The organism is Prosthecobacter sp. (assembly GCF_046154365.1).
In the GTDB taxonomy this organism is placed as follows: domain Bacteria; phylum Verrucomicrobiota; class Verrucomicrobiia; order Verrucomicrobiales; family Verrucomicrobiaceae; genus Prosthecobacter.
The window spans coordinates 1-14,426 of record NZ_JBJXFV010000189.1 but is presented as its reverse complement, the minus strand read 5'-3'; the positions used below and the strand labels follow the sequence as shown (position 1 = coordinate 14,426).

The following is a 14,426-nucleotide window of genomic DNA, read 5'->3' as shown; positions in this document are numbered from 1 at the left end:
GCCTGACAACGGACAGAGGGTTCGCTTCGCGGCTTCGCAACCAGCCTTTGCCTTTGATCAAGGCGGGACGCCCCGATCCGCAGACAGGCCGGAGGCCTATCCTCCAACCGTTGCTGCAACTCACCGCCACATCGTCTTGCTCACATACCATTCGACGAACTGTGGGCCGTAGAAGACCCAGATCACAGCTCCCATCGCGAGATAGGGACCGAAGGGAATCTTTGCGCCCCATTCCGCTTTGCCGGTAACGCGGTGGATCACGGCGAAGACCGTGCCGAGCACAGAGGCGGCGAGAATCGTGAATAAGACGGCCTGCCAGCCGGTGAAGGCACCGATCATCATCAGGAACAGCACGTCGCCAAAGCCCATCGCCTCACGCGGGATCACCACCTGAGTTACCTTGGCTTTCAACGTCGTCACCCCTTCAAGGGAGAACTCCTCCAGACTCGCACCATCACGCACCTTGAGTTTTTCCATCCACAACTCAGCTGTCACGGCGCCAAAGCTGCGGTCATTCACTTGCAGCTCGTTGCAGGAAACGACCATGCGATCCGTCGCGCGCATGAAGAGATCGGCCCAGCCGTAGTTGTGCTCGCCAAAGACCACCACGGGCGGCTCGTTCTCATCCGGCTGCTTTACCTCCCAGGACTCGACTTTTTCAAAGACGAACTTCTTCCTGCCAAACGCCAGCTTGCCGAGTTCCACCACCAACCAGAGTCCGCCGAGGCCCAAAGCTGCACTCGCGAGCGAGATGAGCAGTCCGTGTGTGTGTGTGTGTTGATCCACCAGCGCTGGCACCCACCATGACGCCAGCACGCCTACCACCGCACCGCCAATCGTGATCGAGTGCGGCAGGATGAAATGGTCGATGTCGATGAACGTGCCCGAGATCAGCAGGCTCATGAACACCCACAGGCACAGCACCTGCGGCCCCCAGGTTTGAATCTCAGGCCACGGATTCGGGTATTCACCGCTGATCTTCAGAAACACGAGGTAGAACATCACGCCTGTGAGCAGCTCGACCATGAAGTAGCGCACCGAAATTTTACCGCCGCAGCTCGCACACTTGCCACGCAGCAGCAGCCAGCTCAGCAGCGGAATGTTCTGCCACATGGGGATCTGATGCTTGCACGACGGGCAGAAGCTGCGCTTCGGATTGTTCACCGAAATGCCCAATGGCAGGCGATAGATGACCACATTCAGGAAGGAGCCGATGCCCGCGCCGATGTAAAAGGCCAGAAAGTGCAGCAGGGTGTCGAGAATTTGAAAACGGATCATGGCAAAGGGCAATGTTTGCAAACTTGGCCTGCCGTGCGTGAGTACGGAAGCAAAAACTCCACATGACCTCAGATTCCTGGCGCAGCCTGCGCATTGCTTCCACCCTTGCCATCATCACTCTGGCCGCCTGCGCCACGAAGGAGGAACGCCGCAGCGCCCAGGTGCCAAGCCATTCCATCGAACTCGCCAAGCGCTTCGACTTCGTCGATGTCCGCACTGAGATTCCGGGCATCGCCATCGACCTGCGCTACGCCACGCCGCACAATGTCGTCCGTCATGCCATTTATCCCGCACGCATGCCCTGCCTGCTGCGTCAGGAGACAGCGGCGAAGCTTAAACAGGCGCAGGCACTCCTTCACGCCCAGGGTTACGGCCTGCGCATCTGGGATGCCTATCGCCCGCCAGAAGCCCAAGAATCCCTGCATCGGCATGGCGGCAACACGGGCATGTTTCTCTCTCCCAAATCCGGCTGGAGCCGCCATTGCGGCGGCATCGCCGTCGATCTCACTCTCGTCAATGCACAAGGCCAGGAGCAGCGCATGCCCACCTACTTTGACCAGGACTTCGAACACGCCAGCCACCACTATCGTGGCAGCGATCCCGTCGTGAAACAGAACCTCCAAATCCTCAAGGACGCCATGAAGCAGGCCGGGTTCACACAGTTGGAGTCCGAGTGGTGGCACTTTGACGACGAGGACTACATCCACGATCCCCAGCCCATCGTCTATGGCCGGGAACTCGCCATCCCCGTGCTGTGAGCATCCGCAACGACGCCACCTTCACCGTCATCGACGAGACCGACGGCTACATCGTCGTCAACAAACCCGCCCCGCTGCAAATTCATCCCGGTGATCCGAATGGTCCGCCCACGCTCTGGCATCGGCTGTGCGATCTCCTCTCGTATGAAATCGCCAACGGCGGCCAAGTCTCCATCATCAACCGCCTCGACCGCGAGACCAGCGGCGTCGTGCTCGTGGCGAAGAATCATGAACTCGCCCGCCTCTTCGGCATGGCAATGCAGGACCGCAAGATTCACAAAACGTACGTCGCGCTCGTTCACGGCTGGCCAGACTGGGAGGAGCACATGCTCGATGCGCCGATCTTGAACGCCCGCGATGTGCAGCCCTTTGATATTTGGGTCAAACAAATCGTCCATCCGCAAGGTGCTGAGTGCCGCACCGCGTTTCGCACACTCCAGCGCTTCGAGCGCGATGGTATGAAGTTCGCCTTGATCGAGGCGAAGCCTGAAACGGGCCGCATGCATCAGATTCGCGTGCATCTGCATCATCTCGGCCTGCCTATCGTCGGCGACAAACTCTACGGCCGCGATGACCGCTGCTACCTCGAGTTCATCGAAACTGGCTGGACGCCTGCATTGGAACAGAAACTTCTCCTGCCTCGGCAAGCGCTGCACTCCTCACGGCTTGAACTCAATCTCGAAGGTTTTCCGAGCTGCTGGGAAGCGCCTGTGCCGGCGGAGTTCGCCCTGTAGATTCGACTGGCAGTCGAATCCGAGCGCTCCAAGACTTCGATTGCCAATCGAAGCTACGTCCACCGGCGCACCCGGCTGTCGAGCTGAAACACCTGCCCGCTCACGTTCTCCAGACTGTGCAGGAAGACGATGAAGCGCGCAGCGTCCTGCGGCGTGTTCAGTCGGCCCAGCGCATGCGCGTTCATCAAATTCTCCCGCCACGCCGCATCTTCCAGCAAGTGTCGCGTCATTTTCGTCTCCAAGAAGCCTGGCAGCACGCAGTTCGCCCGCACGTTGCGTGCGCCATACTCCTTGGCGATGCTCTGCGTCAATCCGATCAAGCCCGCTTTCGCCGCTGCGTAATTCGCCTGACCATAAGGACCGCTGAGAGCTGAATACGAGCCGATGTTCACGATGTGGCCGCAGCGCTGCTTCGACATCAGCTTCACCGCCGCTTGTGACACGAGAAACGCGCCCTTGAGATTCACATCGACGACGTGATCGAACTCCGACTCTGCCATCTTCATCGTCGAAACGTCACGGCACACGCCAGCATTGTTCACCAGCAGGTCGATCTGCTTCAGCGTGGCGAAAAAGGCACGCACCGAGTCCGCACTCGTCACATCGAGTGCGTCACGACCCGGCGCGACAACGTCAAAACCTGCCTGCTTGAGTTCTGCGCCAATCGATTTCGCCAAATCACCCTCACCACCGGTGATGACGGCGATCGGTGACGAGGAAGCAGGCGTGGCTGACATGCAGGTCAATGGGTCAAAAGGTCAAGAAGGTCAAGATCGTCCCAAAGTACGACTCTTGACCACCTTGACGGCGCAGCCTTGACTCTTTGACCAAACTCAACCCAGCGTGAAGGCAGGCAGCTTCACGATCTTACCGCCAGCCATCGCGGATTGGTGGGCGCAAAGGCCCACGCAGGTCCAGTTGGCGGATTGGGCGGCGTTCGGGAAGGGCTGGCGTTTTTCAGCGAGGGCGTTGGCGAACTCGTTGGCGAGATGCGGATGACTGCCGCCGTGGCCGGAGCCTTGGGTGAAGCTGAGGTGGGTTTTCTTGCCGAGATCATAGACGCCCTTGGTGGTGAAGCGCTGGATCGGCTTGGGGAGGCGTTTGGCGAAGTCGGGAGCCTTGATGGTCTTGGGGATCTTGTGCTCGGGCAGTTTGGCGCGGTGCATGATGAGCGGCTCGTGCTCGATGAGCGGCCATTCGATGGAGGCTTTGTCGCCATAGACGTCGATGCTCTCACGATACTGGCGAGCGGTGTCGAACAGGCTGCGGATGATGCGGGCGCTGACATCAGTACCTTTGAATTTGATGTGCGCGGTTTCGACGGCAAACGGCGAGCCGTAGCACTGCTGCAATTCCTTGCGCACGGTTCCGGAGCCGAAGCAGCTCACGTATTCGGCCGGTTTGCCGATCATACCGGCCACGGGGCCGACGCAGTGCGTGGCATACCACATCGGCGGCAAGCCGGGCCAGTTGTTCGGCCAGCCGTCCATGTCCTGCTGATGGGAGGCCTGCACGAACTGCAGTTTGCCGAGCTTGCCCTGATCAAGCTGCTCCTTCATGAACAGGTACTCGCGAGCATAAACAACAGTCTCCATCATCATGTATTTGAGGCCGGTCTTTTTGACCAAATCGCAGATCTTTTTGCAGTCTTCGATGCTGGTGGCCATCGGCACGGTGCAGGCGACGTGCTTGCCGGCCTTGAGCGCCTCGATGCTCATCCAGCCGTGGTCAGGAATGGGCGAGTTGATGTGAACGGCGTCGATGTTCGGGTCTTTGAGCATCGCTTTGAAGTCGGTGTAGCGCACGGCGATGTCGAAGGCGTCGCCGATGGCGTTGAGCTTCTTCGGATCGCGCTGGCAAATGGCGTAGCAGGTCGTGAGCGGGTGGCGCTGCCAGATGGGGATGAATTCCGCCCCGAAACCGAGGCCGACGACGGCGATGTTGAGTTTTTTGTCTGACATGATGGTTGGAAGTTGCGGTGACTTTATAGGCGCGGGCGCTGGCGCATGGGAAGGACAAAGTTTGGGGGGAATCGGACGGTGGGAGCAAAGTTTCAGGTTTCAGGTTCAAAGTTTCAAGTTAGGGAGTGCGCACTCCGATGCTGACCGCCGACTTTGATTACCACCTGCCGCATGAATTGATCGCCAGTGAGCCGCTGGCGGAACGTTCAGCGTCGCGGATGCTGGTGCTGCATCGGGACTCGGGGAAGATCGAGCACCGGATGTTCCGTGAGATCGGTGAGTTTGTGTCGCGGGAAGCGGGCGACATGCTGGTGCTGAATGACACGCGGGTGGTTCCGGCTCGTTACTTCACGGATCACGGGCACGAAGTGCTGCGGCTGGAGCCGATCACGCCGACGCGCTGGCGCTGCATGGTGAAACCGGGAAAAAAGTTCCGCGTTGGCGACACGGTGCCAATTGGCGAGGCCACGGGCCGCGTGATCGAGATTTTGGAGGAGAACGGCAACCGCATCATCGAGTTCGACCGCATCGTGGATGAGTCGAAGCACGGTCATCTGGCGCTGCCACACTACATGGGCCGCGCGGACCAGCCTGCCGACCGCGAACGCTATCAAACCGTGTTCGCCCGCAGCGAAGGTTCCATCGCTGCACCGACGGCGGGGCTGCACTTCACACCAGAGGTGCTGAATCCCCTGCCCCACACGTTTGTGACGCTGCATGTCGGTGTCGGCACGTTTCAGCCGGTGAAGGTGGCAGACATCGCGGATCACAAGATGCACAGCGAGGTTTATGAAGTCTCTGAAACGACCGCCCAGGCGATTCAATCAGCCAAACGCGTCATCCCCGTCGGCACCACCGCCCTGCGCACGCTGGAAACGGTGGCTCGCGATCATGGCCGCGTCATCGCCACACAAGGCAGCACGGACATCTTCATTTATCCCGGCTTCGCATTTCAAGTCGCTGGTGGTCTGCTGACAAATTTCCATCTACCGAAGTCCACGCTGATCATGCTGGTGAGCGCCTTTGCGGGCAAAGAACTGACCATGCAGGCTTATGAGGAAGCGATTCGTGAACGCTATCGGTTCTTCAGCTATGGCGACTGCCTGCTGATTGTGTGAAAACAAATCAGCCGGGATTGCGGCCCGGCTGATGAGATGGGAGATCGGACAACGGGTTGGAAACCCCGTTCGACGCTACGCCTTCGGCGTGTCGGCGGTGCTGTCGGGGAGCTTGGGGGCTTTGATGTAGTCAGTGGGGAGGTCGCCTTTCAGGGCCTTGAGGAAGGTGATGATGGAGGCGGTTTCTTCGTCGGTGAGCTGCTTGCCAAGCTGGTATTCGGCCATCTTCTTGACCATCTCGTCGAGGGTCTTGACGGAGCCGTCCTGGAGGTAGGGAGCGGTTTCGGTGATGTTGCGGAGGCTGGGGACTTTGAAGAAGAATTTTTCACCTTCGTTCTTGGTCACGTCAGCGCGGCCGTTGTCCTTGAGGCCGGGCCAGGGTTTCACGAGGCCGAGCTTTTGATACATCATGCCGCCGACGCCGGGGCCGTTGTGGCAGGTGACGCAGCCGGTTTTGGCGAAGGTGGCGAAGCCTTTCTTCTCGTCGGCGCTGAGGGCGTCCTTGTTGCCCTTGAGAAAGGTGTCCCAGTTCGAGGGAGTGAGGAGCTTGCGCTCAAAGGCGCCGATGGCCTTGCCGAAGTTGTCATATGTGATGGGGTCGGCTTCGCCGGGGAAGGCGGCTTTGAAACCTTCGACATAGCCGGGCATGCTCTTGAGCACTTTCACCACGAAGTCGGCGCTGGGCATGCCCATTTCGACGGGGTTGAGGACGGGGCCTTTGGCCTGCGCCTCGACGGTGGGCTCACGACCATCCCAGAACTGGGCGACGTGGATGGCGGCGTTGTAGGTGGAGGGGGAACTGCGGCCACCGAGCTTGCCTTCATGGCCGGGGGAGAAGGGCAGATTGTCCTGGCCGTATTTGTCGAGCATGTGGCAGGAGTTGCAGGAGAGCTTCTCGCCTTTGGAGATGCGGTTCTCAAAGTAGAGCTGGCGGCCGAGATTGATCTTCGCCTCGGTGAGTTCATTGTCCGGTGACAGCGCCTGCGCTGGCAGCGGCTGGAACATGGGCAGGAAGGCGTCGGAGAGATCGGCCTGCGCGAAAGCGGAGGCGCTGCTCAAGCCGGCAACGAGGACGAGAATGCGGGTGGTGTTTTTCATGAGTGGCGGGTGGAAAAGATGATCGTGGCGATACGTGGCGTGAATGGGGCTGGTTTCAAGTGATTGCGGTAGGGGATGACTTTTGGGCACAGCCGGAAAACAGAAAGTGTTCCCACAGATTCAGGAACCCACAGATTGCCAGAGGGGAATATTCTGCAGGAGGAATTGGTTTCGGGAGTCACCTTTTCAGTCTTCGATTGACGAAATCTACGGCGGACGGCTACGCTGAGTTGATGATCCCAAAAATTCTTTTTCTCCTGCTGACAGCGACTGGTCTGGCGATGGGACAACAACCGGTCGGCGATGGCAAGGCGGACGACACGGCGGCCATTCAGCACCTGATAGATACAAGCGGCAGTGTGAAGCTGGCGAAGGGCACGTATCGAATCGCGAAAACACTGACGGTGGACCTGACGAAGACGGGTTTCGCGGCCTTGAGTGGCGATGGCACGGCGCGCATCGTGATGGCGGGCGCTGGACCGGCGCTGCATTTCATCGGCACGCATGGAGGCACGGCGGCACCGGAATCGTTCAAGCCGGAAGTGTGGGAGAATCAACGCACGCCGATGGTGGAAGGCATCGAGATCGTGGGAGCGCATGCGGAGGCTGATGGCATCGAGGCCACGGGCACGATGCAGATCACGCTGAGCCGGGTGGTGGTGCGCGAGTGCCGCCATGCGGTGCATTTGACGAAACGAAACCGCAATGTGCTGATCTCCGCCTGCCACTTCTACCACAACACGGGCATCGGCGTGTTTTACGATGATGTGAACCTGCACCAGTCGAACATCGCGGGCAGCCACATCAGCTACAACGGCGGCGGCGGGGTCGTGTCACGCGCTGGCAACGTGCGCAACCTGCACATCGGCACCTGCGACATCGAAGGCAACCACGAGAAGGACGGACCGCCGAGCGCGAATGTGGAGCTGGATTCACGCGGCGGCTCCATCGGCGAGGTGGCGATCACGGGATGCACGCTTCAGCACACGAACAAGGCAACGGACTCCGCCAACATCCGCATCATCGGCTCAGGAAAGGATGAATCGTTGCTGCGCCGTGGCGGACGCGAGTTCACCCGTGAAGGGAACGTGACCATCAGCGCGAATGTATTTAGCGACGTGCAGGTGAACATCGAGATCCGCCACGCACGCGGCGTGACGATCACCGGCAACACCTTCTGGGAAGGCTTCCAGCACGACCTGCGGGTGGAGGACAGCGGCAACATCGTGGTCACCGGCAACAATTTTGACCGCAACCCGCGCTATCTCGTGAACGGCAACGACAATGCGGAGAAGAACGGCGTCGTCTTCCTGCGCTGCGAGGACAGCATCCTCAGCAGCAACGTGATTTCCGGCGTGTGGAAGCAGCGTGCGGCGGTGGATGTCGAGTCCTGCAACCGCCTGCAAATCTCCCACAACAGCGTGCTGGACAGCGATGGTGCGGGCCTGCGCCTGGAAAAAGTCACCAACAGCATCATCGACGGCAACATCATCCGCGATGACCGCGAAGCTGAGAAACGCAGCAAGGAGCCGTCGCTCGTCATTCTCGACAGCAAGGATAACATGACCGAGCAGAACATGCTGGGGAACAAGGGAGAGGTGAAGTGAAGGAACCGGTTAGGAGTTAGAGGTGATGAGTTATTGAAGCCGGACCCAAAACTCATCGCATCACTCGTAACACTTAACTCCTGACTCATTCATGACCGTCGCCGCCGCCACCTCGCTGCTTGCTCGTGCGCATGGGCGCATGCTGCTGCACAAGCTGCGCTTTGGGTTGCGTGAGAACCGGCTGCTGAGCTTCACGGTGGCGGCGTTCCTCGTGCTGTATGGCATGGCGGCGTATTTGCTGGTGGCACGCGGGCTGGAGTTCATTGTGAAGGTGCCGCTGATCGGACCGCTGCTGACGGAGCGGCTGGTGTTTCTGCTGTTTTTCTTCTTCTTTGTGATGCTGATCATCTCAAACGCCACCATCACGGGCATGGGCTTGTTTAGGCGCAAGGAGATGGAATGGCAGATCGCGCTGCCGCTGCCGCCTCGCAGTCTGGTGCTGTGGAAGACGCTGGAAGGCATGCTGCTGGCAAGCTGGGGCCTGCTGCTGCTCAGTGCGCCGATCCTGCTGGCGCTGGGGCGTGTGTATGAGGCGGATGCGGGCTTCATGCTGGCCGTGGTGCCGGCACTGCTGGCACTGGTGGCGATTGCGGCGAATGTTTCGACCTGGCTGCTGATCGCGCTGGTGCGCGGGGCGCGGCGCTGGATGTGGAAGCCGGTGGTGGTGTGCGCGGCGCTGCTGTTGATCAAAGCGCTGCCGGTGTGGCATTCGAGCTACGAGACACTGAACTCCGGTGATCTGAGCGCGAGCTTGAATCAAATCCTGCGCCACACCGAGATCTGCATGCATCCGCTGCTGCCAAGCTCCTGGGTGGCTGAGACGATTCAGGCCGCCGGGCGCGGCATCCGCGAGCGTGCGCTGTTTTTCAATCTCGTGCTGCTGGCCAATGCGCTGCTGAGCATCGTGATCACCACACGCATCGCGGGCGTGCATTTCACGCCCGCCTGGAACCGCATCATGAGCGCGGCACCGGGCGCTGGCAAAGCCGTTCCGAATCCGGCGTTTCGCGCACAGCCGGGACGCGCTGCCACATGGCTGCGGCGCATGCTGGCGCTGGATCGCGCGTCGTTCGCGCTGCTGGTGAAGGAGGTGCGCACCTTTGTGCGCGAGCCGGTGCAGTGGGGCCAGACGGCGCTCATCTTCGGCCTGTTGCTGATGTATTCGATGAACCTGCGCAAGCTGGGCTACGACCTGCAAAGCCCGTTCTGGACCACGGTGGTGAGTCATCTAAATCTGCTGGTCTGCTGCCTGGCGCTGTCCACGCTGACCACGCGTTTCATTTATCCGCAGTTCAGCCTGGAAGGACGGCGGATGTGGATTCTGGGGCTCTCGCCTGTGCCGCTGCATCGCGTGCTGGCCTTGAAGCTGCGCTTGAGTGCCAGCGTGCTCGCGCTGGTCATGCTGGCGCTCGTGATCGTGTCGGGCATGTCATTGGGACTGCCAGGAAAACGCATCCTGTTCTTCAGCGCCGCGATTTTGATGCTGAGCTATGGCCTGACCTCGCTGGCGCTGTCCCTCGGGGCACTGGTGCCGAATTTCCGCGAGTCGAACCCGGCACGCATCGTCTCCGGCTTCGGCGGCACGGTCTGCCTGATCGCCAGCTTCGTGTACATTGTGTGCGGGATGGCTTTGCTGGTGATTCCATCCTGGCAGCATCTCAAACAGGAAGCCCCTGCCCCGCTGGGTTATGACTGGCGGATCGAATTGCTCAGCCTCGGTGGACTGGCTGTGCTGACCGTGGTTTTTGGGGGGCTTCCGTATTTTTTTGCCAAACGGCGGACGAAAAATCTGGAATATTTAAGACATCTGTAGTATTTCCGTGCTGAAAATAATTTCCAGCACTCCCATGATCACCCGCAAAGCACCTGCCCCAGCCACGCCGACCGGCCACAACGACGATCATCTCCTCGTCTTCGAAGATGCCCCTGAATTCATGGACGGACACGCCGCTGGCGGTTCGCTCGACAATGTCGATTCCAAAGTGAAAGCCGCGCAGGATCAGCTCGTGGAACTCCGCCGACAACAGGAGGAGATCGAACGCCAGAAGCAGCATCTCGAAGGTCTGCGCGTCAAGCAGGAGCGCTTCGTCGCTGGCAAACGTGATCTCCTCGAAAAAATCGGTCGCTCCGCCGGTCATGTCGAACGCGAGCTTTATGATGTGCAGAAGCGTGTCGAAGAGTTGACTGTCACCCACGATGAGTTTCGCCGTCACCTGGAGGTTTTGAAATCACTCCAGCCGGAGAAGTGGCACCGCACGCAGGTGAATGAAGAACTCGACAACGCCTTGGCCGCCATCGAGGACGCGGAGAATGATTTCGCCAAAGGCATCCGCCGCCTGCACGCCATGGGGCCGATGGAATCCAATGCCACTGGCCCGATCAGCCTGGATGATGCTGATGCGCCGGTGTTGTCATCCTTCACCGGCAACTCCGATGACATCACCGCCTGGCTGCGTCGCGGTTTTGCTTTCACCTTGCCGCTGATGGCCACAGTCCTCGTCGCCATCGTGCTCATTCGCCTGATGTTCTAATTTCCAACCCTTCGCACCTCACGCCTATGGCTCTGTTCTCCGGCAATCGCAAAGTCCGTTCCCGCCGTCCAAAAACCGCGCAGGAATTGAAGCAGGAACCGTCCCCGCGCGCCAAATCGCGTCATCTCGCGAAGCGTGCGGATGAGGTGAGCAGCGAAATCCACCGCCTGGAGTGCTACATCACCGCCGCACCGCGTTTGGAACGTCAGCAACGTATGGCCAACGTGAACATCGTGCCGCCGATGGAACTTTCTTCACCTGCCCCGCGTCATCGTCGCGTGCCCATCGCGCAACAGCGTGCGCGGCGTGGTGAGCGGCTGCGCTTGTTCACTGAAAGTGCGCTGGTCATCGGCACGATTGCCGGTGTGGTCGGTTGGCTGAATCAATGGTTTCACTTCTGGAACTGATCAAGCCCTGACCTGGAGCCTGTGACATGCCCACGCTAAGCCGGTTTAATGGGATCAAGAGAGCCACTTGCAAAACCCCTGCTTGGCCATCTTTTACCCACCATCTTTTACCATCTGAATCCTGCCCAACCGTCCAACGCCCAAGGCATCTGGTAAAAGATGAGGGGTAAAAAATGGCAGGCCGGAACTCTGAAGCCGAGGTTTTGCAAGTGCCTCAACCATATGACGATTACCGTTTCAAAACCCACCTTGCACGACTGCGAGGTCGCCTGCCTGCGTGTGACCGAGGATTTTCGTCTCTCTTTACGCTTCCGGGACGGTCTCGTCGCAGAACTGGACTTTCGAGATGATGTTCACGAAACCTCTGGCCCGATGCTTGCGCCGCTGCGTGATCCGGCCTTCTTTGCCAGCGTCGCCATTGACGATGGTGCCTTAACTTGGCCGAATGGCTACGACATCGATCCGGCGACGCTCCACACCTGGGCGCAACAAGGGTTTGTTGGATGAGACGCTGAATGACTCACGCCTTGCCCCAACGCTTCAGCAGCGTGGTCGCCATATCGGCAGGAGAATCGGAGACGGCGATGCCGCACTCGGCGAGGATGCGCTTCTTCGCCGCCGCCGTGTCATCGGCTCCGCCAATGATCGCACCGGCGTGGCCCATGCGGCGTCCGGGAGGCGCGGTGGCACCGGCGATGAAGGCGGCGATCGGCTTCTTGCAGTTGTCTTTGGCCCAAAGTCCGGCTTCGACTTCAGCAGTACCGCCGATTTCGCCGATCATGATGATGGCTTCAGTTTCCGGGTCGTCATTGAACATCTTGAGCACGTCGAGATGGTTGGTGCCGTTCACCGGGTCACCACCGATGCCGACGCAGGTGCTCTGACCGTAGCCGCGGGTCGTGAGCTGCCACACGGCTTCATACGTGAGCGTGCCGGAACGGCTGACGACGCCGACATTGCCGCGCTTGTGGATGTAACCCGGAGCGATGCCGATGCGGCAGCCGCCGTGAGATTTGTCGCCACGTCCTGGCGTCACGAGACCGGGGCAGTTGGGACCGATGAGACGAGTTTTGCTGCCCTTCATGGCCGCTTTGACGCGAATCATGTCGTTGATCGGAATGCCTTCGGTGATGGCGACAACGAGATCGAGTCCGGCATCCACGCCTTCGAGAATCGCATCCGCGGCGAACGGCGGCGGCACAAAGATCACGCTGACAGTCGCTCCAGTTTCACGAGCAGCTTCGGCCACCGTGTCAAACACCGGCACCTTTTTACCGCTGTGCTCGAATACTTGACCGCCTTTGCCCGGTGTCACGCCTGCGACGAGCTGCGTGCCGTAGTCGATGGAAGCCTTCGCATGACGCGAACCGAAGTCACCGGTGATGCCTTGAACAAGAATGCGGGTGTCGGTTTCAACAAGAATGGCCATCGGAGTGATTCGGTGAGGTTTTGGGGCTGAGAAAGCCGCGCATCATAGAAGTCTGCCCCGCTGCGTCAAGGAAGCGGCGGAACATTCTCAAAGCAGCCGCCACAGCTTCGGCAGAAAGATGAGCAGGCCGACACTCAGTGCCGCCAGTGCCGCGACCAGCACAGCGGCAGCAGCCGCATCCTTCACGCGGCGGATCGCCTCCTCCCGCTCCTGGGTGACGCGATCCGCCAGCACTTCGAGCGCTGTGTTCATCAGCTCTGCCGCGAGCACCATTCCCACCGCCAAAATCACCACGCACCATTCCCAGGTGGCAATCTGCAGCCACACACCGAACGCCACCACCAACACCGAAGCAAAGGCATGCACCTGCAGATTGCGCTGCGTTTTCAGCGCCCACAGCAATCCTACCAGCGCTGGACGAAAGCTACGGATCACCGAGGCAGACCAATGGCGCATGAGATCGAGCCGGAGGGTGATTATTTGCTGATGGGTGTTTCCACCGCCCCCGCTGGCGCGACCTTTTTCACAATCTCTTTGAACTCCTTCAGCCAGCCAGCGGCGTCCGGATGGTTCGGATTGGTTTGAATGATCTTGAGCATGTCCGCCAGCGCATTGACTGCATTGATGTTGTTCGACAGAAGGTAGCTGCTCTTCGACCAAAGCAGGCGAGGGTGCTCCTCCTTTAAAAACAAATTGAATTCCGTCTCGCTCAGACCGGTTTTGCGCAATGCCAGCTCGGCATTGATGCGTGCATCCCACTGGGCGGGCAACTCCGCCGGTTTTTCAGCCAGGTAGTAAGGGAAAATGGCGTTGGAATAAATGCCGTCCACATTCAGCGGCGAGTACTCCCATTCCTTGCGATCCAAATAATCGTCCAGCAGATACGCTTTGCTGAACTCGGTGCCTTTGACGGACTGCCGGAGGATTCCCGCGAGCGGTCCGCCGCCACCTTGGCCACCGCCGCCTTGGCCGCCGCGCCCTGGTCCACCGCGTCCCGCCCCTTGGCCGCCGCCTTTGCCTGCATCTTTAATTTCCACCGCCCCAGTGGCAGTGTGCTTCATCGTGGCCTGCACGGCTACGATCGCTTTCCCCAGAAACGTCTGCAATACCGCCACCAGCGGTCCCATCTTCTTCGGATCATCAATGTCCTGGGCCTGAATCGTCAGCACGAGGTATTCTAATTGGAGCACCAATCCCTGCCTGAAGTTGTCGTCCTTCAGCCGCGCCTCATTGTTGTCACGCCAATCCGTGAAATCCGTCTGTTTCAAATCCTTGCGTTCGAAGTTCTCCAACTTGTAACAATCCAAGTAGAGTGCCAGCGCATCACTCTCACTGCTCATCGCCGCGCGGAATTTGGTCAGCGCCGCGCCCAAAATCGCATTGCGTCCCTGGCCGATCTGCGCCTCCACTTTCTCCAGTTCCTTGAGAATGTGCTCAGTTTGAGCCGGCGTGAGAATCACCTGCGGAGCGGCGGGAGTTTCGGCAGCAGGAGCAGCGGGTGCCGC

The 14,426-nt window shown here is 59.7% G+C and carries 15 protein-coding genes; 8 read left to right on the top strand and 7 right to left on the bottom strand.

Annotation, left to right across the window (positions count from 1 at the left end; translation table 11 throughout):
* Window positions 1-120 precede the first annotated feature (120 nt).
* A complete protein-coding gene (locus ACKVY0_RS24630) occupies window positions 121-1,278 on the bottom strand; it encodes a prepilin peptidase (protein ID WP_409217517.1) in 1,158 nt (385 codons plus the stop codon).
* Between the two features lie 62 nt (window positions 1,279-1,340).
* Here ACKVY0_RS24630 and ACKVY0_RS24625 point away from each other — a divergent pair, with 62 nt between their 5' ends.
* Window positions 1,341-2,036 carry a M15 family metallopeptidase gene (locus ACKVY0_RS24625; RefSeq protein ID WP_409217516.1) on the top strand — a complete coding sequence of 232 codons (696 nt, stop codon included), beginning with the start codon at window positions 1,341-1,343 and terminating at the stop codon, window positions 2,034-2,036.
* Window positions 2,033-2,770, top strand: coding sequence for an RluA family pseudouridine synthase (locus ACKVY0_RS24620; protein WP_409217515.1), 738 nt, complete (start codon window positions 2,033-2,035; stop codon window positions 2,768-2,770). Before ACKVY0_RS24625 ends, ACKVY0_RS24620 begins: the two co-directional genes overlap by 4 nt.
* 53 nt (window positions 2,771-2,823) lie before the next feature.
* Here ACKVY0_RS24620 and ACKVY0_RS24615 read toward each other — a convergent pair whose 3' ends face one another.
* Both ACKVY0_RS24615 and ACKVY0_RS24610 read right to left on the bottom strand, forming a co-directional pair.
* Window positions 2,824-3,507, bottom strand: coding sequence for an SDR family oxidoreductase (locus ACKVY0_RS24615; protein ID WP_409217514.1), 684 nt, complete (start codon window positions 3,505-3,507; stop codon window positions 2,824-2,826).
* Between the two features lie 96 nt (window positions 3,508-3,603).
* Window positions 3,604-4,731 (bottom strand): Gfo/Idh/MocA family protein, encoded by a 1,128-nt coding sequence (locus tag ACKVY0_RS24610; RefSeq protein ID WP_409217513.1) that lies wholly within the window; start codon window positions 4,729-4,731, stop codon window positions 3,604-3,606.
* A gap of 137 nt (window positions 4,732-4,868) precedes the next feature.
* On the opposite strand from ACKVY0_RS24610, the gene queA reads away from it, so the two are divergent.
* Window positions 4,869-5,849 carry a tRNA preQ1(34) S-adenosylmethionine ribosyltransferase-isomerase QueA gene (gene queA / locus ACKVY0_RS24605; RefSeq protein ID WP_409217512.1) on the top strand — a complete coding sequence of 327 codons (981 nt, stop codon included), beginning with the start codon at window positions 4,869-4,871 and terminating at the stop codon, window positions 5,847-5,849.
* Between the two features lie 75 nt (window positions 5,850-5,924).
* Here the strand turns inward: queA and ACKVY0_RS24600 are convergent, their stop codons facing one another.
* A complete protein-coding gene (locus ACKVY0_RS24600; RefSeq protein WP_409217511.1) occupies window positions 5,925-6,947 on the bottom strand; it encodes a cytochrome-c peroxidase in 1,023 nt (340 codons plus the stop codon).
* A 233-nt stretch (window positions 6,948-7,180) separates the two neighbouring features.
* On the opposite strand from ACKVY0_RS24600, the gene ACKVY0_RS24595 reads away from it, so the two are divergent.
* The 5 genes from ACKVY0_RS24595 to ACKVY0_RS24575 all read left to right on the top strand — a co-directional run bounded on the left by ACKVY0_RS24595 (window position 7,181) and on the right by ACKVY0_RS24575 (window position 11,999).
* Entirely contained in the window at window positions 7,181-8,554 is a 1,374-nt protein-coding gene (locus ACKVY0_RS24595; protein ID WP_409217510.1) for a right-handed parallel beta-helix repeat-containing protein, read from the top strand.
* Window positions 8,555-8,645: 91 nt separating this feature from the next.
* A complete protein-coding gene (locus tag ACKVY0_RS24590) occupies window positions 8,646-10,367 on the top strand; it encodes a putative ABC transporter permease subunit (RefSeq protein WP_409217509.1) in 1,722 nt (573 codons plus the stop codon).
* 34 nt (window positions 10,368-10,401) lie between these two features.
* The gene (locus tag ACKVY0_RS24585) at window positions 10,402-11,085 is read left to right on the top strand and encodes a hypothetical protein (RefSeq protein WP_409217508.1); all 684 of its coding nucleotides are present in this window, start codon (window positions 10,402-10,404) and stop codon (window positions 11,083-11,085) included.
* Window positions 11,086-11,111: 26 nt separating this feature from the next.
* Window positions 11,112-11,492: a hypothetical protein gene (locus ACKVY0_RS24580; RefSeq protein ID WP_409217507.1), complete on the top strand. Its 381-nt coding sequence runs from the start codon at window positions 11,112-11,114 to the stop codon at window positions 11,490-11,492.
* 222 nt (window positions 11,493-11,714) lie between these two features.
* On the top strand, window positions 11,715-11,999 hold the full coding sequence (locus ACKVY0_RS24575; protein WP_409217506.1) for a DUF2442 domain-containing protein: 285 nt from the start codon (window positions 11,715-11,717) through the stop codon (window positions 11,997-11,999).
* A gap of 13 nt (window positions 12,000-12,012) precedes the next feature.
* Here the strand turns inward: ACKVY0_RS24575 and sucD are convergent, their stop codons facing one another.
* The 3 genes from sucD to ACKVY0_RS24560 all read right to left on the bottom strand — a co-directional run.
* Window positions 12,013-12,921 (bottom strand): succinate--CoA ligase subunit alpha, encoded by a 909-nt coding sequence (gene sucD, locus ACKVY0_RS24570; RefSeq protein ID WP_409217505.1) that lies wholly within the window; start codon window positions 12,919-12,921, stop codon window positions 12,013-12,015.
* A gap of 87 nt (window positions 12,922-13,008) precedes the next feature.
* Entirely contained in the window at window positions 13,009-13,377 is a 369-nt protein-coding gene (locus ACKVY0_RS24565) for a diacylglycerol kinase family protein (RefSeq protein WP_409217504.1), read from the bottom strand.
* A gap of 20 nt (window positions 13,378-13,397) precedes the next feature.
* Window positions 13,398-14,426, bottom strand: a 1,029-nt coding sequence (locus tag ACKVY0_RS24560) for a hypothetical protein (RefSeq protein WP_409217503.1), incomplete at its 5' end; no start/stop codon positions are given.

What these genes read in the sequence shown, in the direction of transcription:
- ACKVY0_RS24585 (WP_409217508.1), top strand. Translation starts at nt 10,402, where the DNA reads ATGATCACCCGCAAAGCACCTGCCCCAGCCACGCCGACCGGCCACAAC.
- ACKVY0_RS24590 (WP_409217509.1), top strand. Translation starts at nt 8,646, where the DNA reads ATGACCGTCGCCGCCGCCACCTCGCTGCTTGCTCGTGCGCATGGGCGC.
- ACKVY0_RS24625 (WP_409217516.1), top strand. Translation starts at nt 1,341, where the DNA reads ATGACCTCAGATTCCTGGCGCAGCCTGCGCATTGCTTCCACCCTTGCC.
- ACKVY0_RS24615 (WP_409217514.1), bottom strand. Translation starts at nt 3,507, where the DNA reads ATGTCAGCCACGCCTGCTTCCTCGTCACCGATCGCCGTCATCACCGGT.
- sucD (WP_409217505.1), bottom strand. Translation starts at nt 12,921, where the DNA reads ATGGCCATTCTTGTTGAAACCGACACCCGCATTCTTGTTCAAGGCATC.
- ACKVY0_RS24580 (WP_409217507.1), top strand. Translation starts at nt 11,112, where the DNA reads ATGGCTCTGTTCTCCGGCAATCGCAAAGTCCGTTCCCGCCGTCCAAAA.
- ACKVY0_RS24600 (WP_409217511.1), bottom strand. Translation starts at nt 6,947, where the DNA reads ATGAAAAACACCACCCGCATTCTCGTCCTCGTTGCCGGCTTGAGCAGC.
- ACKVY0_RS24565 (WP_409217504.1), bottom strand. Translation starts at nt 13,377, where the DNA reads ATGCGCCATTGGTCTGCCTCGGTGATCCGTAGCTTTCGTCCAGCGCTG.
- ACKVY0_RS24575 (WP_409217506.1), top strand. Translation starts at nt 11,715, where the DNA reads ATGACGATTACCGTTTCAAAACCCACCTTGCACGACTGCGAGGTCGCC.
- queA (WP_409217512.1), top strand. Translation starts at nt 4,869, where the DNA reads ATGCTGACCGCCGACTTTGATTACCACCTGCCGCATGAATTGATCGCC.
- ACKVY0_RS24595 (WP_409217510.1), top strand. Translation starts at nt 7,181, where the DNA reads ATGATCCCAAAAATTCTTTTTCTCCTGCTGACAGCGACTGGTCTGGCG.
- ACKVY0_RS24630 (WP_409217517.1), bottom strand. Translation starts at nt 1,278, where the DNA reads ATGATCCGTTTTCAAATTCTCGACACCCTGCTGCACTTTCTGGCCTTT.
- ACKVY0_RS24610 (WP_409217513.1), bottom strand. Translation starts at nt 4,731, where the DNA reads ATGTCAGACAAAAAACTCAACATCGCCGTCGTCGGCCTCGGTTTCGGG.